Below are 24,119 nucleotides of genomic sequence, written 5' to 3'. Positions count from 1 at the left end.
TCGTCATCAGCATTGCCATAAGGACATGCTGAGCGCAGATTTCCTGTTGCATCAGGACAGGAAAGCTGGTGGTCAGGCCTGGCTGTGAAAGCCATGTCGCAAGGACCGGCAATGCCGGACCTGACAGGGCTGACTGTACTGGTCAGACAGCACGGGACAGTCCAGGCGGGACAGCCCAGACGATACGTCCGAACGGGACGTCCGGACGGAAAGACCGGACGGAAAGACCGGAACAGGCCTGACGGCGTGTCCATGCAGGACGCGGCTGACAGGACGGAACAGGATGGCTGGCCAGGCCATGCCAGGCTGTGAAAACCGGGGCTCAGCGTGCTTATGGATGGGCGCTGACAGGTTCACTTAATGGTGAAGCAGTTAAATTAACCATGGATTAAGGTTCAGGTTCTTATGCAATATACAGATTTACTCAAAGATGATGCCTCACGTGGAGCAGAGCGTCCCGGTAAGGAGCAGCTGCAGACTCTGGAGCAGCTTATTGCTGAGGGTCTGTATATCGACAGAACCATGCAGATTAAGAATCTGTACTGCTCAGGAGTAAGCCGCTGCGATTACCTGATGCGTCCTCGTGGCTTTGGCAAGCGCATTTTCTGCGACACTCTTGAGGCTCTGTTTACCCACGACTTTGAGCGCCTGAAGGGCGCAGCTGCCTGTGACAGCTGGACTGAACCGTACTGCAGGGTAGTGCGCCTTGATTTTGCCCGTATTGCCCGTGCTGTACCTGAGCGCTCCGTACTGGTCCATGAAAGTTTCAGCCAGTCTCTGCATGACAAGGCTGTTAATGAGGGCTATGCCGCCTCTCAGCTGTCAGCTCATGCCAATGACGATTTCCGTCCTGTAAGTGACGACCCTGACAATCTGCAGCCTCCTTTCATGTATTCAGGTGAGGATGCTCAGGCCGAGGGCCTTATGGACTCTTCAGCTGACACAGGCAGTGACGCCGACAGCTCCAGCCAGATGTCTGCAGAGCGCCGCATTCTCAACTCGTCTGTTCCGGGGGCCGGCTCTGCTGATGCAGAGAACAATCCTGACGGCTCTGAGGCCGGTGAGGATGGCGATGATCTCTATATTTTCGGCTCATCACTTTACAGCCTGCTCTATGAACAGATTACCCGCGAAGACCGTGGTCCATCCGGTGCGATTATGGCTGACCACCTGCCAGGCGGCTCTGCTGGCAGCACCAGTCAGGGCGATATGGAAAACTTCGGTGCCATGCTCAGCCGCTGCACCGAAAGAGCCTCTTTTGTAAATATCAATCAGCTGCTGACCCGCTGCCGTCAGAACTCCCGCGTGCTCATCATTGAAAACTTCGATGCCCCTCTGATGGCGGCACTTGATGAGCCACGTCTGTACAACTACCGTACCCGCTTCATTGGCGCATTCCTCAACCTGCTGGGCCGCAACCGCAAGATCTTCCGCCACATTCTCGTGACCGGAACAGCCGCCATGGACTATCGTGAGGCCACTGAGGAATACCCGCCACTGATGAAGTACCTGCCTCTGTCACGCTCTTTCTGCTATGGCAAGGAAAGCTCTGGACTTCTGGGTGTCACCGAGGAGGATCTGCGCTCAGAGCAGTTCCGTCCTTTCATTGATCGCGCCGTAACGGCCATGAACAATGAGTTCATTGCCGCCGGATCACCACCTCCATTTGATTATGAGAGCATGATCCGTCGCCTCAAGTACTACTACGGCAATTACTCCTTTGATCACATCTGTACAGTTCTCAACCCTGTTTCGGTAATCAACTTCCTGAGAAAGCCGGAAAACGGCTTCCGTCTGTACTGGTTTGAGCACTCAACTATCAATTTCTCAGCCCTGTGCAAGGCCTGCCGTCTTACTGATGAGCAGCTCTTCGTGCAGCTTGAGCGCATCTTCAAGGGTGGCATTCGTCTGTTAATCGAAGGCTGCATCATGCCTGTACTCATTAATGATGAGGGACTGAACACAGTTCCTGCGGATGATAATGATGATGAGGTGGCCGATGACATGCACAGGAAGATTCAGGCCCTGCTCAGCGCTCATCCTGATGTGGACATGGATCGTCTGCTGGCCATTATGCAGCGTGTGCTCAAGCCAGCCACCTTCCGTCGTTTTGTCAAAGAGTTCTTCCCTGAGCGCTACAAAAACTTTGCATCTGATGATGATGCCGAAAGCATGGAAGAGAGCACCAGAGACATGGCCTTAAGTATTGGCGAGTCTCTGGCCAATGTTACCTTTGCCGATGACGGTGCCTTTGTTAAGGATCAGCCGGTCTCGGCAGCCAGCACTGCTACTGTCTCTGATGAGCCGTCCATGATGCTCGATGACAACCGTGATCAGGAGTCAGGACTGGCCAACGACTACGAAAGCACAGCTCAGCTGCGCCGTGCTAATGACAATGAAGCTCTGGCTCAGGGCGGCAGGGGTATTCCTCTGCCTGCCATGCTCTTTTTCATGGGCTACCTGACCTCAGCACGCTACCATATCAAAGACACATACACCTGTATGCCGTCCTTTGAGGTCTACCATGGCTTTAAGACCCTGATTGTGAACCATTTCTTCAATGGAAATGGCAATATCACCCGTGTTGATCCTCTGGCTGACGACACTTTCTTCCCATACGACCATAAAGGCATGCTGCAGCTCTTCCATGAGGTGGTCAGCTCCTTTGATGCCAGTGTCCTCAGGGAGGAACTTACCCCAGGCACTCTGGCTGCGGCATTGATGCTGTGGATGCAGATGCATCATGAAAAGTCCGGCACCATGGCAACAGGTACCGGCTACCCGCTGATGCGCGACGAGATGCTCAGACGTGCCAGATTAAATGGCCTTGAGGATCTTGACAGTGATATCGATCTCGATAAATTCACTGCCCTTGCCACCAAAGAGACAGCCGAAATCCTCGCTGCACGTAATGCAGCGCTCACAAACAACGATCTCTTTATTGATCCTCTGGCAGATTACGATCTTGATGAACAGGGTTCAGCTCAGCAGTCGCAGAAGCACGAGCCAGCTGACCATGATGATGCTGCATCCACCCCGGTTCATCATGCTGCGCCATCTGATTCTTCAGGTGTAGCCGTAAGTGCCCAAAAGGATCAGCACCTGCCAGGCAATGCCAGTGAGCAGGACGATGACACAACCGCAGACTTATCCGCATCAGCTGATGCATTCGCATCAGCTGGCGCGTCTGCATCTTCTGACGTATCCCCATCAGATGCGGCTCAGGGCAATGCTGCCGCCCCACGATCCCGTCCTGATATTAAGGATATTCGACGCCTGCTTGCTGCCCGTGCAGCAAAGCGTCGTGCCGGGGCAGGCAGTGATGAGCAGGAGGCTGTTGTAGCTGTTATCGAAGAGTCAGCTGCCGATGACATCGGCGGTGAATATGGATATGACGGCGAGCACAGTGGTGAGAAAGCTGGCTCTTCCAGAAACAGACCTGGCAGATCAGCTTCATCAGGAGCTTCAGGCAGGAGCAGGACCGGTGCGACCTCCACCAGAGCCGCAGGTTCCGGATACGGTGATTACGGGGATGATAAATCTCCGGATGAACTGACGGACGATATTGACTTCGAAATAGATGAGATGGTACGTGATGCCGCCCTCTCCAGCGGCATGGATGTTATTGACCGTACTGGTGATAACGGTGTCAGCGATATCAGCGATCCAGACGGTGCAGATGCTCAGGGCAGTGATCCTGAGGATCAGAGCGAGCGCAGCCGCCGTATCAGCAAGTTGCGTGAGCGTATTCGTCAGAAGCTGCGTGGTCGCAGTGAGCATGAGCGCTCCGAGCTGGAAAAGAGCGCCAATGAGGAAAAGACCCTGGAGCAGCTGCTTGAGGAGGGTATGAAGTCAGCTGATGCCTTCATGAATGCTGTAGATGCACAAATGGGGGCTGAATCAGGTGGCGCTCAGGTAATACGTATTCCTCGTGATCCTGCCGAGACTGGCAGCGCCATGGTAGATGATGAAAACTCTGACAAGGTGCTCAGCAGTGCTGAAAGTGCTGAACTTGACTCATCACAGAGCGCTCAGCGCGCCGGTGGCAGCAAAGGCAATGAGGTAAACATTACTCCGGCTGACAGCAGCCTCAAAATCGGCTCTGCTCAGAATCTGGTGTCCTCCGATGATACTGAGGAAAACGAGCAGAACGACCAGGACTGCTGCAAAATTGATGACTTTGGCAATCTTGCAGTCAAATTCATCAAAAAGCCGTCAGCTCGTACCATTATGAACCTGCAGAAGCTTTCAGAGAGCGATGCCCGTTCATTGTGGAAGCACAGCCTTACCCGCAAGCTCACTGAAAGTCAGAATCTGCTTGCTGAGGGCCCGGCAGCCCGTCCTGCAGGACTTACAATACCGGCTGCTGACAATGAAGGTCATGCTGTGCGCGTGGAAAGCATAGTATCAATGATCAACAGGAGTCGCGATGTTAAAGATCCGTCTGTGATCATTGATTACCGCAGTTATGTGAACATACTCAATCAGTTAAAGCTGGTCATTGTGGCACCTGACTGTCGTGAAAAGCGCGATGAGCTGGCCCGACTCAGTCAGCTGGCCTATGAAAAAGGTCTTACTAATGCGGTAAAGGTGGCCGATGAGGCCATTGCCCGTATTGACGCTAAGGGCAATGAGGTCAAAGGCGGTCCGGGCTGGGCAGATTATAACGATCTGACCTCGGTACTGATTGATCAGATTCAGTACATTTCCCGCACCAGAAGTACTCATGAGGCCCGCAGCATCATTTCATCAATTATGGCCATGTCTTCTGAGCAGCGTCTGATAAACGTGACTGCTTTTGGCGTCTATACCATGCAGCAGCTCATGAAAGGCCAGAACAGCGACATGAGTGCACGTCTGAACGCGGCCCTTGGCAAGGTACAGGAAGGCGTGACCTCAAGGGCTGGAGAGCGGGCCAGAAAAGCGGCCGGCAAAGGTATTACCAGCGCAAGAGGACGACCAGTCAGAAGTGTCTCCTCAGCCCAGGAAGATGCTGCCGGCCTGCAGTACGGCGCAGCATCTGACAACGCGTCGGGCAGCCGTGCTGGCAGCCAGTCTGTCAGCCCGGATGGCACAGCCACCAGGGAAAGTACAGCGCTGCGTAAGCTCTTTAAGTCCGCACTTTCTGTACCTGACTCAGTGGGCAAGGCAATCACCATGCGTCGCATTATGCTTCTGGCTCATGAGAATGGTGACAGCGAGCTGGAGCTTGAGATTCTGGAGGCTGTTACCGACCTTATCAAGCGTATGGAAAGCAGTCATCCTGGCCTGATGAAGAAGAAGCTTGATGAGAGTGCTCCGGCACCATTCTTTATGAGCATACGCCCAATTGAACGTCAGTTTGGCGAGCATGAGCGCATGCTCTCCAGCCTCAATCTCTTTGCGCTGATGGCTGATCCGTATAACAGTGGCATTAATGTCAATGAGCACAACAATCTGACTATTTATGACAATCATTCAGCTATTGTGCTTGAAATCGGAGTTGCCTCTTCATCAGGACAGCTGCCTCAGGTAGTCACCGAGACCCGTAAGAAGCTTGCCCGCGTTCGCAACCCGCTGGCAGCCGTACTGCGCCAGCCTCGTACCTTTGCCGCCTCCTACATCACTTCAAGAGTGTCCATGGTGGTTAAAAACGACTTTGGCGACTGCTCGCTGGTTGAGTTATGCAACATAGACGATGGAGATCCAAAGGGTCAGTACCTCAATTATGAGGAGATGATGGCTGGCGAGAACAGGGGCAGTCAGGCCGCTCTGGAGCAGCCTGGCCATGATGTCTCCCTTGAGGCTGACCCTGTAGCTGATGCTGCTGACGCCGCCGCTGCCGAGGCCGTCGCCAACGCCGCAGCCAACGCTGCCCTCTCCGGCGACGATGCAGCCGCCCTCCCAGGCAATGATGCAGCCGTCCCGGCAAAGCCACGCGCCCGTCGCAAGGCCATCACCAGAGCCAGGGCAGCAGAAGCAACAGCTTCCGCAGCCGGTGATAAGCCTGAGGCCAAGGCAAAGCCAGAGGCTAAGGCAAAGCCAGAGGCCAAGCCAGCCCGCAAGACTGCTCCTAAGGCGGCAGCAAAGGCCAGGGCTGCAACAGCAGCAGATGCCGCAGCCGAGGACAAGCCAGAGGCTAAGGCCAAGGCAAAGCCAGCCCGTAAGGCTGCTCCTAAGGCGGCAGCAAAGGCCAGGGCTGCAACAGCAGCAGATGCCGCAGCCGAGGACAAGCCAGAGGCGAAGGCCAAGGCAAAGCCAGCCCGCAAGACTGCAGCGTCTAAGTCTAAGGCAGCACAAGCAACCGCAGCTGCAGCGGAGGATAAGCCAGAGGCTAAGGCCAAGGCAAAGCCAGCCCGTAAGGCTGCTCCTAAGGCAGCAGCAAAGGCCAGGGCTGAATCTGGTACCGCCAGGGTAAAGACCACTGCCCGTCGCAGCAAGAAGGACTAACAGTTTCACCTGCAGGGCATCAGCTTCGCAGGTCATATGGATTAAAAGGCATCATCCCTTATCGGATGGTGCCTTTTGACTTAATGGGGCTGTGGTTTTGATCGCAGACGGAGGAACGCAGTTCTGTTGAGGCGGTAAGGGTACAGGAGAGCTCGGGCCGCTGCCTTGATGGCTGTGCAGACAGGGCGTACCTGTAATCAGGTAACCAGAGCGCGTTGTGCTTTAATAACAGCTTAAGGACAGCTGAAGTCACTGGTTGCAGGCTTGATTATGAGGCTTATCCGATGAGGCAGTGGGGGCTGGAGTGTGTCGATTGTTCTGGGGGAGTGGTCTGCAGGCATGGATTTACGAGTCCTGTCACTGTCAGCTTGACCAGTCGCAGTTTCTTTGGCCAAATTGCACTGCTTTACAGTAAAATTAGTCTGAAACAGTACTTATTCATTGAACGATAATTCATTGAAATAACGATAAGTTAATTATCAGTCAAGGATTTTATATGACAGTCTCTCCTGTAGCCATGCCCCCACTTAAGCTCCACAAGAACAAGGACTACACCTATGTTTTTACCTACACTGGAATATGGGAGCCAGCCGTCAAAGATGCTGACGGAAACGTCATCAGGAAAGGACGCTCACGCACGATTAACCGCAAAACTGTAGGCAAGATTATTGGCGGCGGGGATAGCGGAGTTATCTACTTCTATGAGGAGTTCCTCGACAGTCATCCTGAGCTCAGAGACTACATTGTTGTCCGCAACCCGGATGGAACATTGACCTGTACCAGGATTTCCGGTCAGACTGCAGACAATAAGTCAGATCGAGAGCAGATATCCGCACTTATAGGGCATCACGGCTATGAGCTTGATGACAGCGGCAGGGTGACCAGGAGCGCAGACGGTGCACCAGTCGGTACTTATCCATCAGACGGTTTTGAATCTTCGTTTGAAGCAAAGCGCAAAGTTCTGAACAACAAGACCCTTACTGATACTGATGGCAGCCAAATATGTACAAAGATGGCCGGATCAGTGCTCTATCTTGATCACCTGTCATTTAAAACAGGTGTAAGAGCAGCTCTGGTAAAGGCCTTTGAGCAGATATGTAAAGTCAGGACAAAAGATGCATTGCATGGTGCTAATCACATTGAGACTGTGGTCTACAACATGATTGTTTCAGGTGAGAGCACTTGTGAGGGCCTGCCAAATTTCTGCTCCGACCACGCTGTAGCCGATTGTGTTTCAGGAAGACGCAGCAGCTTTCTCAAATACATCAATCATGTTGATAAGGCATTCATTGACTGCTTCCACCAGAACTTCCTCGAGGAATATTTCAAGGGGAAATCAGGGAGAGTTTTGAACTCAGGAATAATTGCAGCAGTTGATGGATGTTCATTTAAGCGCAAGAACAATGAAGGCATGTTTGGCGAAATGGACAGCAGCAAGGATGGTTCTTTCAAGGATCAGCCTTATGTACAGTTCGTATGTGATGCTGATAAGCGCGGATTTCCTTTTTTCTACGTGCTTTATGACGGTCAGGACAGTGAATATTGTGCTTTACAAAGCATTATGAAGAAGCTTGAGACCTGCAATGTATCCTCAGGCAAAACCTGCATTGTTGTGGACCGAGGTCGTCCTTCTGATGAAGCTGTCGGTGAGCTTTTGCGTAGTGGTCATACTTTTGTAGTCAACTGCAACAAAGGAGAAGGAGCAGCAGTACAGGAGGTTATCAGCAAGGCTGTTAAAGATAATATATGCGGTAACAGCACTTTTATCGAGCTTGATTCTCAATCCATGCACTACGCAGTTTATACCAGGGCATACAGCTGTGATGCGGCGCCTGCACCTGCACCAGCACCGGCATCAGCAGTGCCACCAGCCACTGCACCTGCTGGGGCAGAGGGTAAGGAGGCATCCGGCCATGCCAGTGAGGTGCTCAGATACCACGTGTTCTTTGACAGCGAAGTTCAACACCATGCGGTGAAGAACCTGAATCACGAGCTTATTGAACTCACCCGTGCGGTGACGAGAGGAAAGAGGCTTACAGAGCGCCAGAAGGGTCTGCTCAAAAAGTACTCAGATTATGACGTGAGCAAGTATGTTGAGGGTATGCCTGATACAGCCCCTGTGTATTTATCATCAAGGATGGAGGAGGGTACAAGGTATGATGGCTTCCGGGTGCTGATTACCAATGACCTGAGCCTTAGCAGTGCCATGGTGCTTGCACTTTACGAGTCCTGTCCACAGGTTGATACCTCAATTCAGGACGTAAAGCAGCACACTGAAGGCTGTACAACAGAGCTTGAGACTGACAGTGAGCTGCAGGGCCGGATCTTCTTGCAGTATCTTGCCGCTATCCTCAGATCTGCAATGAGCAATGACATTGCTGATGTCAGAGCCAGAGTTGATGTGAAATACAGTGATATGCTTCGCTCAACCAGAGATTTTCTTGACAGTCTGGACAGCATTGTTGTCGATCAGTACTCTGCCGGTATCGTTTGTAATCCTGTACCAGCCAGTCAGGCAAAGCTGCTTAAGAAGCTGGGCGTACCACTGCCAAAATCAATGCTCTGACTGATCTGATGGCGAGGAGGCATACCTGCATCAGGCAGGCCCCGGATACCCCTGGCACCATGGAGCCCCAGCCAAATGTGCCCGGCAAAGCTAAACCAGCAAAGGAGCCCGGCAAAGGTGCCCGGCAAAGCTAAACCAGCAAAGGGGCCCTGCAAAGGAGCCCCAGGCAGCCCATATCTTACAGGGTACATATCAAAGCCACTCCAGGGGACCATGGTGTACGCAAAAAGGCCATAGAACATGTGATCTATGGCCTTTTTCGCTTTTACAGGGCTGTCCTGGACCAAATCATTTGACCGGTGATTGTTCAGGTAAGAATTAGGTGGGAGGGGATTTTAAGTGAAAAAAAAAGCCCCTACTTACCTGAGTATGGGCTTTTTTGGTGGCAAGGGATGCTGTGCTGTGCATGCCCCGGCCTGATTTGGTTGTTGATTTTTGTGAGAAGCCCCTGGTCTTACGCCTTGCTGCCGGGCCGCTCGGAAACTGGAGTTTTGAGGAATTACTTGTCCCAGGGAAAGGGACAAGACCTAAAACAATACATCACTAACAACAGACAATGTCTATGATTAACATATCTAGTTGCTTTTAGTGGTGTTATTGTGGGGGTTGAATGTTAAATCCATGTTAAGTCAGGGTTAACATTACGTGAGACTGAAATTATTGTGAGAAAAGCGCATATACAGGCCATTTGTGTGCAGCAAGTAGTGACAGGCATAAAAGCGTAAGCGACCATTTTCTTAACAATTGTGAACATATTCTTAACAAAACTCTGTTGAAAAGCTCACATTGATGTGCATAGCTGCTTAAATCGGGGCATTATCATGGCAAGGTCAGGCACTTACAGCTCTGCTGCAGCTATGAGGCGTGTTTGTCATGGGACTTATGCTGGAGGATAGATTACATCGCGAGCACTGACCTGATATTCCTGCAACTGCAAGCAAAAAGCTTTATAAATCTAAAAGGTTATAAATACTTGATATAACATTTTGTAATGAAAGATCTTAATTGCAATGAATTTCACAAACGTTGTCGCTTTAGAAAGTGAAATGATGGGTCTTTGGCGCAATGTGATGTATTATATTTTGTAAAGCGTATGGGTTAATTGCTATGGGAAAGCAGGGCTGGAGACAAAAATGTCCGTACAGCCTGATGCAGCTGAACGGACATTAATTTTGATGTTGAATGGTGTATAAGCACACTGCAGCGCATGAGTGCCAGCCTGACTGCCGGCTGACTGCCATCCAGTCAGCATACGGGCTGGCTGGTGGTCAATCGGTCAGGCGGAAGAGAATTGGCAGGCGCAGGGTAAAGTTGTGGCTGACCTTTGGGAAAGATGCGCTGGCACGGATAATGGTCTGCACGGCAGCCTCATCAAGCTCACGCGAGCCTGTGGAACGCAACAGTCGCAGACGCTCCAGCTGGCCGGAACTTGTCCAGGTAAACTGTACAATGGCTGCTCCTTCTTCACGCATCATGCGGGCACGGCGCGGATAGAGCAGATTGCTGTCGATAGCCTGCTTAATCTTTAATAGAACCGGGTGATTGTCACGGCCAAACACCATTACCTTTCCGGCCTGAGGGGATCCGCCTCTACGTCCGCCTGATGCCTGGTGAGGATGGGCAGCGCTGTGGTCACGACGCTCGGCTTTATGCTCACGCTCTTTGCGCTGCGGATGCTCCCTCTTTTCTTGAGGGCGCTCTTTAGGCTCCGGTTTTACTTTGTGTTCAGGCCTGACCTTGCGCTCACGTTCCTTTTTAACTGGCGGTGCTGCATGCGGCTCTTCGGTGAGCTTTTTGACCTCTGGCTCTGGCTTTTTCTCTGGCTCAGGATCCTTAAAAGGTTCTGGTTCCGGCTCTGGTTGCTGCGGTGCTGGTGGTGCCATGTTCGGGATATTGGCCTGAGCATGGTCTCCAAACTGGTCAAGGGCAATCACGGCAGTGGATCCGCCCAGCTCAAGAGGCTTTTCCTCAGCACGGCTGGTAAGGGCAAAAACGGTGACAGCGGCTATTGCCAGGTAAATACTGCTGGCCCACATAAAGGCTCGACCATTGTAGTGGTCACGGCGCACAGCAACTGCCGGGCAGTTGCCAGCCAGTCTGGTTGGGCAGCGACACTGTCCCTGACCGCAATGAGGGCAGGCAAGGTTGTTGTTAAAGCAGCTCAAATCATTGCTGTATGTGACCGTATGGCCTGTTCCGGCACTTTGATCAGCCCGGATGTGGTGACCAGCGTGGCTTGCATGGCTGGACAGCTCTGCGTTGTTTACGGGCCTGATAATGCTTTGCAGATGAGGTTGGCCCCCGGCATTTGAGCTGTGGCCGGAGGCATCAGTGGCGCTGGTGTCAGACAGGGGCTGGTGATCAGCCTTTTTTGAGGGTGGCAATGGAGAAGTTCTCATGCTGGTGCTCTTTGAGCAGATCGATGATGGAAATAAATACAGCAAACTGGCTCTTTTCATCGAGGCGCAGCTGGATGTGCTCGTTCCGTGGCAGCTGACCTATGGCTGCAGCCAGTGATTTAAGGTCGTGCTCCTTGCCCTCAAGGTACATTACTCCCTGGGCATCAACCTCAAGCATTATTGATTTGGGCTGCTCAATCTTGCTGGTGGAGCTTGATGAAGGCAGGCGTACTTCGATTTTGCCCTGAGCAATAAATGACGAAATCGACAACACAATGCACAAGAGCACCAGCATGATGTCGATAAAGGGCACGATATTCAGGCCCGATCGTTCTGGAAGCTTGTTCATGCCGCTCTCCCTCAGGCCGCGTTACGGGCAGAGGCTGCTCCTGCAGCGGCTGCAGCTGGTGCAGCTGCGCCGGCAGTGCCCGGTGAGGCGCCCGGGGAGGACTGGCTGCTCTGCAGGTGGACCTTGAACTGGGAGCTGACAACGGCAATGCGGCGGTTGAGAGCGTTATAGGCAATCAGAGAGGGAATCGCCACAACCAGACCAAGGGCAGTGGCATAAAGGGCCAGAGACAGGCCGGTCATAATCTGGCTTGCGTCGATGGAGGCTGAGCGGCCCATGTCGTAGAAGGTAATCATAATGCCCACCACGGTGCCGAGCAGGCCTACATAGGGAGCATTGGAGTAAACGATATAGATTGTGGTCAGATTGTTGGTCAGAGCGGTATCAAATTCGTCCTGAGTGGCCCACGCATCAAGGTTCTTTGCTGCACGGCGTAAAAAGATCAGGCGCTCAATGGTAAAGAGCAGGGCCAGAAAAGCCATCAGTCCCAGAATGACAATGATGGCAATATCGATGGTTTCTTTCAGGAGTTCCATAGTTGTTTCTCATAACAGGGCAGCAGCTGCAGTGCTCTGTAATCTGCAGCTGCTGCCACTAAAGTGCTTGCAGACTTCATCCTGGGCCAACAGGCGTTTTGCTGGCTTCAGGCTTCATCCTGGGCCACTAAGTGCTTGCAGGCTTTATCCTCGGCACTAAGAGCTTGCAGACTTTGTCATCCGCCAACAGGCGCTTTGCTGGCTTCAGGCTGTCAGCCCGGTGCCACAGGCATGGCAGTGCCATGCTTTGCCAGGCACAGGGTCCTTGTTAGAAGTCGTAGGTGAAGTTGACGTAGACGCTACGGCCTTCGATGTAGTCACGGTAGTAGGTGTTATAGCTGTTGGTGCCTTTTGAGCTCTTAACTACGTCAAACTCGTCGTAGGCATCAAAGTCCAGCAGGTTGTTGAGGGTGACATTGAGGCGGGCCTCAGGGCTGAACTTGTAGTAGCCGCCCATATCGAATATTACGTAGTTCTTGTAATAATCGAAGCTGGCGCCGGAACGGGTTGAAATGTAAGGAGTGCGGAACTTGCCTGTACCCTTGAGGAACAGACCGTAGTTCTCCTTATCCCATGACAGTCTGGCCATGGCGGCATGAGCTGGAATGGCGTTGACGGCCTTACCGGCACTGTCACCATCACGGTACTCGTGATTTGTCCAGGTATAGGAACCCTCAAGACGCAGGTCATAGAAGCGGGCTGTGCTGAAGAGCACTTCAATACCTTTTGAGCGGGTCTTGCCACGGTTGGCTGACAGGGTGCAGCGGGAGTTGCTTACCGACTGATCGTAAGGGTTACAAATAACGCCATTTGGCATGGACTCACCAATGGCATAGTCATAGCTGGCCAGCTTGTCATTAAAGTCGGTTAAGAAGCCGGTCAGAGTAAGGGAGCCGATCTTTGGCAGTTCGTACATGACAGAGAGCTCATAATTTACTGAGGTCTCAGGCTTAAGGTCAGGGCTGCCGTACATAGGGTGGGCACCAAAGTTGTCCTGCTGATAGACGCCGTCAACCAGCTGCTTGACATTAGGGGTCTTGTAACCGGCTGCAATACCGCCCTTAAAGGTCAGATTGCGGGTGGCCTTATAGACCAGATATCCACGTGGGGTGATGTGCGAGCCGAAAATATCAGAGTAGTTGTAGCGGGCACCCAGGGTGGCAATCCAGTCGTCACTGAGGAAGTACTCACCTTCCATGTAGAGAGCAAAGGTATTGTGGTCAAGGGTATGACCGGTAATATCATCTTTGTAAGGGCTGGTTGCTGAGGCATTGCTGTCGTCGCGGAACTCATCACGCCAGAACTGAAAGCCTGAGGTCAGGTTGAGAGCCTGGCCGTTGCTAAAAGCAAAAGGAGTAACTGCCTTGCTCTCAAAAATCAGGGAGCGGCTGAAGAAGTCATAACCCACATCATCACGGGTGTGGTTGTAGTACTGCAGATAGCTGTTTACATCACCAAAATCGTACTTGCCATCATAGTTGAGGGTAATCTGATCCTTGCGGTACCTGTTGAGTACAGCAATGCCTTTTGATGAGGTCGACATGGCTCCGGCCTTCATGTAGTACTGCTCGCCATCGACAGACAGGTCATGACCCTTGACCGGGCTGTAGACAATACGTGCGCCGTAGTTGTACAGATCAAAGTCATTAGCTGAGTGACTTAAGTACTTGTCCTCAGGAGTTTTGAGGCTGGTGTGATCCTTTTCGTAGTAGCGGCCACGCAGCTGCATGGACAGACGGTCATTGACAAGAGGAATGTTGACATTGCCATTAAGACCGGCAGCATTACCAAAGCCTGGATGTTCCTGCATTAAGGACTCAAAACCAACGGAACCGCTGAGGTTCTCAGGGTGTGATTTGGTAATAATGTTGACCACGCCACCTACGGCATCAGAGCCATAGAGTGTGGAGGCCGGACCTCGGATAACCTCAATGCGCTCAATCATGGAAGCTGGTGGGGTATAGCCAAAGTTAGGGTCAAAACCGTTTTTGATAAAGGCTGAGGAGGAGTTCTGACGCTTGCCGTCAATGAGAAAAGCAGTGTAGTCAGAGCCAAAGCCACGAATCATGACATTGGAGTTACCAGTTTTGGACTTGGAAATTTCGATACCAGGCAGACCTGCAACCATGTCACCAATATCGCGGGCAGCAATGGAGCGTACCTCATCACCGGTCACAATGGACATGGAGGCTGGGGCCTCACGCAAGTCCTGAGCAAAGCCAGAAGCAGAAACAACGGTACGGCCGAGGTCATAAACAGTGTCATCACCGCCGCCAGTGCCGGCATCACTGGCACCGGCACCTGCACCGGCAGCAGGGGCTGATGCCATGGCGGCCTTAATCATGTCCTCATCGCCAGCGCTGCTGCCGGCAGCTTCATCGTCATAGGTGGCATTAAGAGCAGCCTGCAGGGCGGCGTCATCATCTGCTGCAGCTGCAACTGCCATGGAAGGAGCGGCAATTACACCGGCAGAGAGCAACAGCAGAGCTCGTGACAGGGAGGATAGTTTAATTTTGTGCTGGGCCACAGTATTTCTCGAAATTTAAAACTGCTGTTAAGCACAGCCCGCTACGGACGCTAACAGTGCCGATGTCGGGACTGCAATGGTGCAGGGATAAGCACCTGACTCATATGAACCGGCATAATGTCTTGCCACCACCCATGAGCTCCAGCTGATGCGGCCGCAGCATGAGCTGCTGCGCAACTACAGCTGCTGCGACCACAGCAGCAGCGCATGGGCTGCTTCAAGTGCCCATAACCTGGGGATAGACAGGCTCAGGGCGCTGTGTGGGGCAAGCTTTTATGGTCCGGCTGGCTTCATGGCATGCATTGAGTCTGCATGTTCTGCAGTCGGCCGGAACTTGTGGTCAATAATGCGTATATACAGGTCTGCACCGGCAACAGCCTCGCCGCAAAGACAGTAATACGGGGAGAGCTGGGCATAAACAGCTCAGTTCGGGGGGCACTGTGCCGTATGAGGTGCAGCTGCAGGGACGATCATATGAGTCTGCTAACAGCAGAACAGGGGATGCTGCTGTGACTGCCTGCAGGACTTAAGTTAGCTCAGGGGGATTAAGGTTAGTCACAGACAACTGTAAAGGCAAAAAAAATGGGCTTACAGAGCCCTGTCCATCAGTCATGAACTGAGCAGACAGCTGGCGCTGTTTCTGCTTCAGTTCAGTGACCAAAGGCATGTTTAGCCAGTCAGGCAAATAAGGTATACAGGCTTACAGGTCAGCTCAGGGAGTGCGTGAAAAGCATCATATGGGCAAAATGCAGGTGATAAACCTGACCCGTACGCAAGGCAACCATTAACTCTTCCTAAAACAGTCAGTAAAGCATCACTGATGCAGGAAGACTGGAGAGTCCGCATGTCTGGCCTGTTGCGGCTTAAGTCTTACTGGCATTATGTCAGGGGATTACGCTTGCGTACTACCTGTTGATGTTCAGAGCCTGCTCCATGTCCCTGATCATAAGGTCAGTGGCAGTAAGTCCGCCTTCAGCAAGGTACCAGACAGTAGAGTTCAGGTAGTAGATATGATCTTCCTGAGCGGCTCTGGTTTTGGCAGTGATTTCATTGTTCATGACATCACGGGCCAGTTTGGCGCCAGGGCGACCAATAGCGCTGTCACGGTCGAGGATGAAGACATATTCAGGATTGAGCTTGAGAAGCAGCTCAAATGAGGCCTCATTGCCGTGCGTAGCTTCTATGTCTTTGGCAAGATTGTTAAAGCCGAGGTCACGGCCAATAAAGGAGCAGCGGCCGGTATCACCCAGAGTCTTGAACTGGGTGGCATTGACCAGACCGACAACGGCGGTCTTGCCATTGACCTGCTTTTTAATGTTTTCAACACGCTCTTTAAAACCGTTTATGATTTCATCTGCCTGACCATCTTTGGAGAAAATGGCTGCAACAGTGCTGGCATTGCGCTCCACACTCTCAAGCAGAGGGCGGGTGTAATCAACAGAGAGGAATACTACAGGGGCAATCTCGGAGAGCTTGTCATACTGAGCAGCAAGGCGGCCACCGATGAATATTACTTCAGGCTCCAGAGCCATCAGAGCTTCAAAGTCTACTTCCTTGACGGTACCGGTATTAACCATACCTTTGTGACCCTGGAAGTGCTTTATGTACTCAGGGATAGTGCCCTTAAGCGGCATGCCTTTTACGGCATCATCAGCCTCCAGGCGGTCAATAATATCCAGGACCGCATAGTCGATAACAGCTACGCGCTCAGGATTGACCGGCACTTCAACAGTGCTTTCGGAGCGGTCACCCTTGTAGGTAAATACGCTTACGGTATCATCTGCCCATGCACTGGAAACAGATCCGGTGAACATTAAAGCAGCAGCTGAGGCCATAACGGCCTTCTTGAGTGGGGAAAAGAGCAGGTGCCTTGCAGGCATAACTATCTCCAAAAGATTTCAACAAAACAAAACAAAGTAAAAAATGCAACTAAAGTAATTTGGCAATCATCTACCGACGCTGCCGGTGTCACTGATAAGTCCAGCCTCGCCAGCACTTCCAGCGTCGCCGATAAGGCCAGCATTACGGACATGGTCATTGCCTCTGACACTGCCATGGCAGTAACACAGCCGCAGCTTCATGGCGGATCATGCAGGCGACAATACTTGCCCCAGCGGTGAAATTGAGAACCTGGCAGGTGGGCATTGCCAGGACCACAGTAATCGGCTGCATGGGGATGCATAAGGATTACGGCCTGATTCCCAGTCTGAACCCAGGAGTGAGCAAGCTATGTCAGGCCGTTACTTATGATGAAGAAACCCGGTTATCAAGGGGTGCACAGTTACTTTTCATGAACGTGGCAGCCAGAGGACATGAGGTCATGCTGTGGCAGCGGCTGCAGCTGAGGCTGCGACTGCGTCTGCATTAGAGCGGGCGGCGGCGCTGCCGGGCCTTTGTTCATGAAAAGGAGTGAGCTGGGAAACATCCCGGCAGGTCTGTGCGGCCGGGATATCACGTACAGTTGCCGCATGAGGCGGCTCTTTGCTCTAAAAGTACAGGGCCAGAGGTTTGTCTTTGAGCCTGGTGACAGTAAAGTCCACGGCATAGACCTCTTTTAAAAAGTCGGGCTGCATGATGTCATCAACCTTGCCAAAACCGGCCAGAGAGCCGTTTTTGAAGGCGCAGATATAGTCTGAGTAAAAGGAGGCATAGTTGAGCTCATGGAGAACCATAATCACCGTCTTGCCCAGCTCATCGCACAGACGGCGTACTGTGGCCATCAGGCGGGTGGCATGGTAGATATCAAGATTATTGGTAGGCTCATCAAGCAGCACGTATTCAGTATCCTGAGCCAGCACCATGGCAATCAGGGCGCGCTGGCGCTGACCGCCTGAAAGTTCATCAAGAAATCGTCCGGCAAATTCGTTGAGCTCCATAAAATCCATAGCCTGATCAACCAGCTTTTCATCATCGGCTGTAAGTCGACCCTGTGACCATGGGAAGCGGCCAAAGGAAATGAGCTCCCTGACTGTAAGTTTTGACTGGATATTGTTGTGCTGAGTGAGAATGGCCATGAAACGGGCCAGCTCAGAGCGCTGCCACTTGCGGACATCACGTCCTTTGAACATCACCTCACCTGAGTCAATGCTCGACAGGCGGGCAATCATGTTAAGAACGGTAGACTTGCCCGCACCATTGGGGCCAATAAGTGAGATGACGCTCTTTTCGGGCAGAGTAAGATTCACATCTGTGACAACCTTATTGCCGTCATAACTCTTGGAAAGTCCCTTAATCTCAAGCATGGCTGCTCCCTGGCAGTAAATAAACAGTTTTGTAGAGAACTGGTACGCAACACCTGCTGCGCAGTTTCAGATGCCGTTGTGGCAGTCATACTCAGCTGCAGCTGTTAAGTGCAGGAGCTTCAGCAGCGGAGGTTAAGCGCAGAAGCTACAGCTGCGGAAGTTAAGCGCAGGAGCTACAGCTGCAGCTGTTAAGTGCAGGAGCTTCAGCTGCGGAGGTTAAGCGCAGGAGCTTCAGCTGCAGCTGTTGTCTACGGCCTTAGATGCTGCGTCGCGTGGCGCGCAGTACCAGGTAGAGGAAGTAGATGCCGCCGCCGGTGGTGATAAATACTGATACTGGAATGCTGTAGACAAAGACGCGCTCAATCAGAGCCTGACCGGCAATTAAAATGGCCAGGCTAACCAGTATGGTTCCGGTAATCAGAATGTTATGTCTGAAAGTAGGGAACATCTGACGGGCCAAATTGGTTGTAATCAGCCCCATAAAGGAAACAGGACCTACCAGAGCTGTTGCAATGGCAATCATCAGGGTTACATAAAGCAGCAGCCAGCGCAGCGTGCCTTCGTAATCGACTCCCAGTGAGATAGCATTGGAGCGGCCAAGGGTAATGACATTGAGCAGTTTCAGCCTGCGATAGAAAATGGCTGTCAGCACCACCATAAGTACGCCTGACATGAGCAGGACATCTGCGTTGACACTGGTAAAAGAAGCTACCAGTGTTACGAGCAGTGCGTCATAGTCATTAGGGTCCATGGAGCGCACCATAGTGGTCTGAATCGAGGTAAAGAAAGTGGTCATTACCGTGCCAATGAGCAGCACGTACAGCACGTTGTAGCGGGTTTTTACAAAGAGCCAGTTATACAGAACCACGGCTACTGAGCCCATCAGGATCAGGTCAGCTGCAAAGGCCAGATTCTTACTGGTAATGACAAAAGAGCCCATGCCAAAGAGAAAGACCATCAGGGTATGAAGCACCAGATAAAGGGCATTCATGCCCAGCAGGCACGGAGTAACAATGTAGTTGTTAATCAGGCTCTGGAAAATCAGTGAGGCTCCACCAATGCAAATGGCGGCCAGCACCATGGCAGTAAGTTTTGGTATGCGAATGGACATGGCATACTCAAAAAACTTCATATTAATGGAGGTAAAAAGATAGGCGCAGCATGCTGACAGAACCACAACAGTAAGCAGCACCAGACGCACTTTAAGCGAACGCTCACGGGCCGCTGCAACCAGCTCATCAGCACTGCAGCCAGAGGAGCCAACGGTCTTGGAGGCGGCGCCATGGGGACCTCTCCTGGCAGGGCCATGGGCCCTGCACTGGGGATCCCTCTGGGCATCGCCCTGGGCATTGCCCGAAGCTGACAGGAACTCAGACATGAATGCTCTCCTGGATTGCAATTAACTGTGAAAACTAATGTCGCATTGACCATGGCACGACTGACTTGCAGCATCGCCATGGCGTGCCATGTTGCAGCAGTGCCATGACGTACCGTCTGGCCCAAAGCCTTGCTGCAGGCAATGAAAGCTCTGTTCTTTTGCGGCTTATGCAATTGGCCGGGCAAGCCATGCAGGGGCGCTCAGTACTGTTACTGTGCGTGAGACCTTATGCTGTCTGCATTACTCTGATGGACGCTGTCAGGCTCATGTGATTCACACGAGTGGGCAGGCATGCCCGGCTTTTTCGTTTAACCGGCCTTACTTTTCGTGATTTGCTCTATCTCTTTTGCAAATGCCGGAAGCTGCAGGAATGATTGTTTCGAACTTTCAGGCCTGTGCCCTTGCTCAGGTGCTCTGCTAAGAGCGGCATGAGGTGGCGCTTTCATGGCGACCATTGCATTGTGAGACCTGATTGTCCGATGCAGTGGCTCGGGCGCTGCCGCCCGGCATGGCGCCGATTGGGACTGAACAGGAGCCGCATGAGGATGACTGCTGGGCAGTTCCAAAAAGGGAGCGCACACGCTGCCAGCGGGATGATGGTCCGCGTGATCCGTTAACACGGTACAAAATCAGGCCAATGAAGATTATGGAGCCAAGGCAGCCTGAGATGAGTTCACCAGGCAGCTCATAAGGAGCAATGATCACACGTCCTGTCAGGTCACATACCAGGACAAAGAGTGCTCCGGCAAGGGCAGTATCAACAATGGTGTTGCGCAGATTGTCTCCCTTATACATGGTCACAAGATTGGGAACAATCAGACCAATGTAGGAGATGGTGCCTACTACCACTACAACTGAAGCGGTGATCATGGCGGCCAGGGACAGGCCAGTGAATAAAAAGAGGCTGTAGTTGACGCCCAGGTTTTTGGAAAAGTTGCGGCCCATGCCCACGATATTGAAGTAGCGGGCAAAGAAACAGGCCAGCAGCATCACCGGCAGAACCAGATAGACAATTTCATAGTGACCACGAATAACAGTGGAGAAATGGCCTACCAGAAAAGAGGCCAGTGCCTGGTTCATGTCGTATTGAAATGCCAGAAATGAGGTAACACCGGAAATGATATTGCCAAACATGATGCCCACCAGAGGAATCAGTATCATGTCTTTGAGCTGAACACGCTGTACAAAAGATATGAAGATCCATGTTCCAAGCATGGCAAAAGCAAAGGCAAACATGGCGCGCTCTACCAGAGTTGATGCTGGCATGAAGAGCATGGCAATGAGAATTCCCAGCTGAGCTGACTGAATGGTTGCTGCTGTTGACGGCGATACAAACTTGTTGGCACAGAGGTTCTGCATGATAAGACCGGCAACAGCAAGGCCGGAGCCAGCCATAAGAATTGCCATCAGGCGCGGCAGACGGGATATAAGCAGCAGCTCAAAGTTCTCGTTGAGGCTAAGGACATCATTCAGGCTGATATTAATCACTCCGGTAAAGAGCGAGGCGGTACCCAGCAGAATAAGCGATACAGCCAGGATTACGGTCAGCCTGTTGTTATTCCAGAAAGCCTGCATTTTAAAATCACTCCTGGCAAAGCCACATTTGAGTTTTGCTGATATTCAATCAAGCCCAGCCCCAATACCGGTGCGGGCCAGCTCTCTCCGGCCCATGCACTTCTATTGCCTGCCTTACGCAACACACAAAGCAAATAAACGCCTCTGAAGCACAAACGCCAGCTGAGTACTGTGGGATGCATGATCCTGACAGCCATGAGCAGCCTGTAACCAGATAAAACAGCTACACATGATTAAGGTCTGTCATGGAGTAAACGCATGACGCAATCATGAAACGCAGTCATGGAGCGTAATCATGATACGCAGCCATGGGACACAAACAGCTCGGCCTGCTTGCTGCGCATGGCAAAATTGCCATAGTCATTGTCTGCTGTTCGTATCAGGACACAGGTCAGGGCATAAATTATCGAGGGCTGTTTGACTTTCAGCTGGCCCTGCAGGGCCGCAAATCATGGATAACAGTTTTAATCACATCACACACGCAGTTATCCGCCGGCTCTTATCTGAGGTCCATGGTGCCATTAATGCTATTTAGCCATACATAAGACGGTATGATGGCCTGTCAGGTCCTGAGCATCAGTAATCAATGTATGGCTTGCTGCAGCATGACCGACAGCTTTGAGGACTGACTGTTATGGCCAGTCCATTAATAATAATTCTGGTGCCTAAGCATGCTTCGTAAGATACAGTGACCTTTCTGTACTGAATCATCAGTCAGCCCATGGTTATAATTGAGCTCATCTTATTAATTAAGCATGTTTTGCCATGTGTCTGTCTATGACTTACAGTCATTGAATGGCTGAAAATATACGCTGCAAAATACTTTGTACCGTATTTATCAGGACGGTGACAGATGTATATTGAGCAGCAGCCAATAGCCATTATGTAATGACGGGAGCATGTCTTCGCCGATGAGGTGTTATGGTCCGGCTTACTGTAAAGCGCATGCAATTACCCGTGTTATTGCTCGTGTATGTGCCAGCAGCAGCGCCAGCTGCACAGAGCTTAAAAGATACATGGACAGGCTCTGCTGTCCATGTACGCGGCAGCCCTGGATGGGCAGGTGGCTGCAGCATGGGATAAACATATTTGTTCAGACTGACTTGCATTATGAGTGCATGCATGAGCGCATACGCTATGGGATGCATGCACTAATCTGTGTGCTCTTTGACTGCCTGAACTGAGGCTCCCCAGGCTCACATCACAGGCATTTTCGCAGTGACAGTCGTCGTGCCTCACACTGCATCAGGCGACTGGTTTACTCACCACTTATTGGGCTGTGACTAAACAAAAGTTGAGCGAAATGGAGAAGGTGGCTAAAAAATTACCAGGCAGTAAAGATATCAGTCTGAACTGAATTATTGTCTTGTACATACCGCATTATCTGAGAGTAAATGCAATAAATGCAGCATTTACAGGACGTTTAAAGACAGGTTAGTTGTAAATAACTAATGATGTAATATGCTTACCAATGTTACCTATAACTAACGAACGATGTGTAGTATACAAAAGTGAAAATCAAAAGAAAACTGGTTGAAGCGAAAATATTTTATCGGTGACAAAATCAGACAAAAACGCCATGTATATCGCATTCAATTAGTAAGCTGGGTTAAAAAATGACCAGTGATGCAGACAAAATCCTGGTCACTTTATAGATGCTGCAGCGGACAGTCGGGGGTTAAGTAGCAAAAATGGAAATAATTTCACTCTACATTGAACATTTGTTGAGCGAAGCTTATGCAAAGCGACGAACAGAGCTCTTTATGGCAGAAGGTTTGAAGGCAGTGCAGTGATGCTTTGAAAGGCAGAGGACAGCGAATGACAGGACAGCGAAGCGCGGATGGCAGTGAAGGGCGGAGGGCAGCGAAAGGCAGGACAGCTAATGGCAGAGAGCAGCACATGGCATAGGACAGCGAAGTGCGGATGACCGTGAAGGGCAAAGGGCGGCGATAGACAGAGGGCAGCGAGTGGCGGGGCGGCGAAAGGCATGACAGTCATTAGGCAGTACCATCGCGTAGTACTGGCAGTATGCTGTGTATACGGTAAGGTTAAGGGCTGATACAGGCTAAGATCAGGATTGACGCTGGGAGCTGGGACAAAAATGACCTAATCAAAAGACAGTTTTATGCCTGCAGTAGCAGCTCAGCCTGAATAAGGTTGTGACTGCCAAAGATTAAAAAAGCCACGGGGTGAGCCGTGGCTTTGAAGTGAATTTATCGATTTTGTTGTTCGTTTGTATGTTGGGAAGTCGGTGTATATTTTCTGTCAGTAATGCTCTGTAAATTGTTATGTAAAGGATTTCTGGTAATGAAAAGCGCAGAAAAGCAGAGCTGACTGATCAGCCAGGCAAGATAATAAAAAGTCAGGAAAACTGGGCAGATAGTGTGTGGGACAGGACGGACAGTAGCTTTATGTACTGTATCTGTCCAGGAATTCTGTATAAACGAAGATCAGACTAAGGGGCTGCTACTACCTGTAATGGTCTTTACAGGTCGTGCCTGGTCAGGTGTTGCTTTCATCAGATGCTCAGGCTGGTACTGAATAAAAAGCCTCAAGTTGCTAACTCATTACCTGGATGGGGCTTTGATGAATAACCTCTCTGCAGCTGACTCCCTGAGATGCAGTCCACATTGCTGCATGGGGGGTGTCCTAGCTTTGGAGCAGTGAGTTTAAGCATGTGATACGCATTGGCCAGTCAAACTTGGATCCCAGATTGGGTATCTGGCAGAAAAGGCTAAGTTTTTAGAAAGCGCCCCGTAACTAACACAGATTGTACAGGGCGCGATGCCTTAACTGCGTTTAATTGTGCATTATATTGAGTCGTCTAACTGTGAGCTGTGACACATTTTTCTTTGTTATTGTTCATAACTGGTATCCAAATCTCAAAAAGTACCAGAATTTCCATGAAATATCCTGGAATACTCAGGATAAACATAGCAAAGCTGTCAAAAGACCCGGTCTCTGTCTTTTGCAGTCTAATTAACAAAGCTGATATATATCGGTCATGTAAACATATTTACGCTGAGCGATATCAAGGCGATCATAAATGGTGCGGCTAAATGCTGCAATAAGGATCGTCGTTCACTGATTGTATCAAGGTAACCATAGATCACATATT

10 protein-coding genes are annotated in these 24,119 nt (G+C 51.2%); 2 read left to right on the top strand and 8 right to left on the bottom strand.

Going from position 1 to position 24,119, the window contains the following annotated elements:
- Positions 1-405 precede the first annotated feature (405 nt).
- Complete coding sequence (locus MXE41_RS08605; protein ID WP_247100206.1) at positions 406-6,429, top strand: AAA family ATPase; 6,024 nt, start codon at positions 406-408, stop codon at positions 6,427-6,429.
- 496 nt (positions 6,430-6,925) lie between these two features.
- Positions 6,926-8,995 carry a hypothetical protein gene (locus MXE41_RS08600; RefSeq protein WP_247100205.1) on the top strand — a complete coding sequence of 690 codons (2,070 nt, stop codon included), beginning with the start codon at positions 6,926-6,928 and terminating at the stop codon, positions 8,993-8,995.
- 1,268 nt (positions 8,996-10,263) lie between these two features.
- Here MXE41_RS08600 and MXE41_RS08595 read toward each other — a convergent pair.
- From MXE41_RS08595 to MXE41_RS08560, 8 genes are all read right to left on the bottom strand, one after another.
- Positions 10,264-11,160: an energy transducer TonB gene (locus MXE41_RS08595; protein WP_247100204.1), complete on the bottom strand. Its 897-nt coding sequence runs from the start codon at positions 11,158-11,160 to the stop codon at positions 10,264-10,266.
- Between the two features lie 196 nt (positions 11,161-11,356).
- Entirely contained in the window at positions 11,357-11,743 is a 387-nt protein-coding gene (gene exbD, locus MXE41_RS08590; RefSeq protein ID WP_247100203.1) for a TonB system transport protein ExbD, read from the bottom strand.
- An 11-nt stretch (positions 11,744-11,754) separates the two neighbouring features.
- Positions 11,755-12,279 carry a TonB-system energizer ExbB gene (gene exbB / locus MXE41_RS08585; protein ID WP_247100202.1) on the bottom strand — a complete coding sequence of 175 codons (525 nt, stop codon included), beginning with the start codon at positions 12,277-12,279 and terminating at the stop codon, positions 11,755-11,757.
- Between the two features lie 268 nt (positions 12,280-12,547).
- The gene (locus MXE41_RS08580; RefSeq protein ID WP_247100201.1) at positions 12,548-14,806 is read right to left on the bottom strand and encodes a TonB-dependent receptor; all 2,259 of its coding nucleotides are present in this window, start codon (positions 14,804-14,806) and stop codon (positions 12,548-12,550) included.
- A gap of 905 nt (positions 14,807-15,711) precedes the next feature.
- Positions 15,712-16,686: an ABC transporter substrate-binding protein gene (locus MXE41_RS08575; RefSeq protein ID WP_247100200.1), complete on the bottom strand. Its 975-nt coding sequence runs from the start codon at positions 16,684-16,686 to the stop codon at positions 15,712-15,714.
- Between the two features lie 606 nt (positions 16,687-17,292).
- A complete protein-coding gene (locus tag MXE41_RS08570) occupies positions 17,293-18,048 on the bottom strand; it encodes an ATP-binding cassette domain-containing protein (RefSeq protein WP_247100199.1) in 756 nt (251 codons plus the stop codon).
- A 256-nt stretch (positions 18,049-18,304) separates the two neighbouring features.
- The gene (locus MXE41_RS08565) at positions 18,305-19,426 is read right to left on the bottom strand and encodes an iron chelate uptake ABC transporter family permease subunit (RefSeq protein WP_247100198.1); all 1,122 of its coding nucleotides are present in this window, start codon (positions 19,424-19,426) and stop codon (positions 18,305-18,307) included.
- Positions 19,427-19,843: 417 nt separating this feature from the next.
- Positions 19,844-21,001 (bottom strand): iron chelate uptake ABC transporter family permease subunit, encoded by a 1,158-nt coding sequence (locus MXE41_RS08560; protein ID WP_247100197.1) that lies wholly within the window; start codon positions 20,999-21,001, stop codon positions 19,844-19,846.
- Between the last annotated feature and the right edge of the window lie 3,118 nt (positions 21,002-24,119).

Source organism: Anaerobiospirillum sp. NML120449 (assembly GCF_023051105.1).
Lineage (GTDB): Bacteria > Pseudomonadota > Gammaproteobacteria > Enterobacterales > Succinivibrionaceae > Anaerobiospirillum.
Note: the sequence above shows the minus strand (reverse complement) of the source record. Positions and strands in the feature narration are given on the sequence as shown.

What these genes read in the sequence shown, in the direction of transcription:
- MXE41_RS08605 (WP_247100206.1), top strand. Translation starts at nt 406, where the DNA reads ATGCAATATACAGATTTACTCAAAGATGATGCCTCACGTGGAGCAGAG.
- MXE41_RS08600 (WP_247100205.1), top strand. Translation starts at nt 6,926, where the DNA reads ATGACAGTCTCTCCTGTAGCCATGCCCCCACTTAAGCTCCACAAGAAC.
- exbD (WP_247100203.1), bottom strand. Translation starts at nt 11,743, where the DNA reads ATGAACAAGCTTCCAGAACGATCGGGCCTGAATATCGTGCCCTTTATC.
- exbB (WP_247100202.1), bottom strand. Translation starts at nt 12,279, where the DNA reads ATGGAACTCCTGAAAGAAACCATCGATATTGCCATCATTGTCATTCTG.
- MXE41_RS08575 (WP_247100200.1), bottom strand. Translation starts at nt 16,686, where the DNA reads ATGCCTGCAAGGCACCTGCTCTTTTCCCCACTCAAGAAGGCCGTTATG.
- MXE41_RS08570 (WP_247100199.1), bottom strand. Translation starts at nt 18,048, where the DNA reads ATGCTTGAGATTAAGGGACTTTCCAAGAGTTATGACGGCAATAAGGTT.
- MXE41_RS08565 (WP_247100198.1), bottom strand. Translation starts at nt 19,426, where the DNA reads ATGTCTGAGTTCCTGTCAGCTTCGGGCAATGCCCAGGGCGATGCCCAG.
- MXE41_RS08560 (WP_247100197.1), bottom strand. Translation starts at nt 21,001, where the DNA reads ATGCAGGCTTTCTGGAATAACAACAGGCTGACCGTAATCCTGGCTGTA.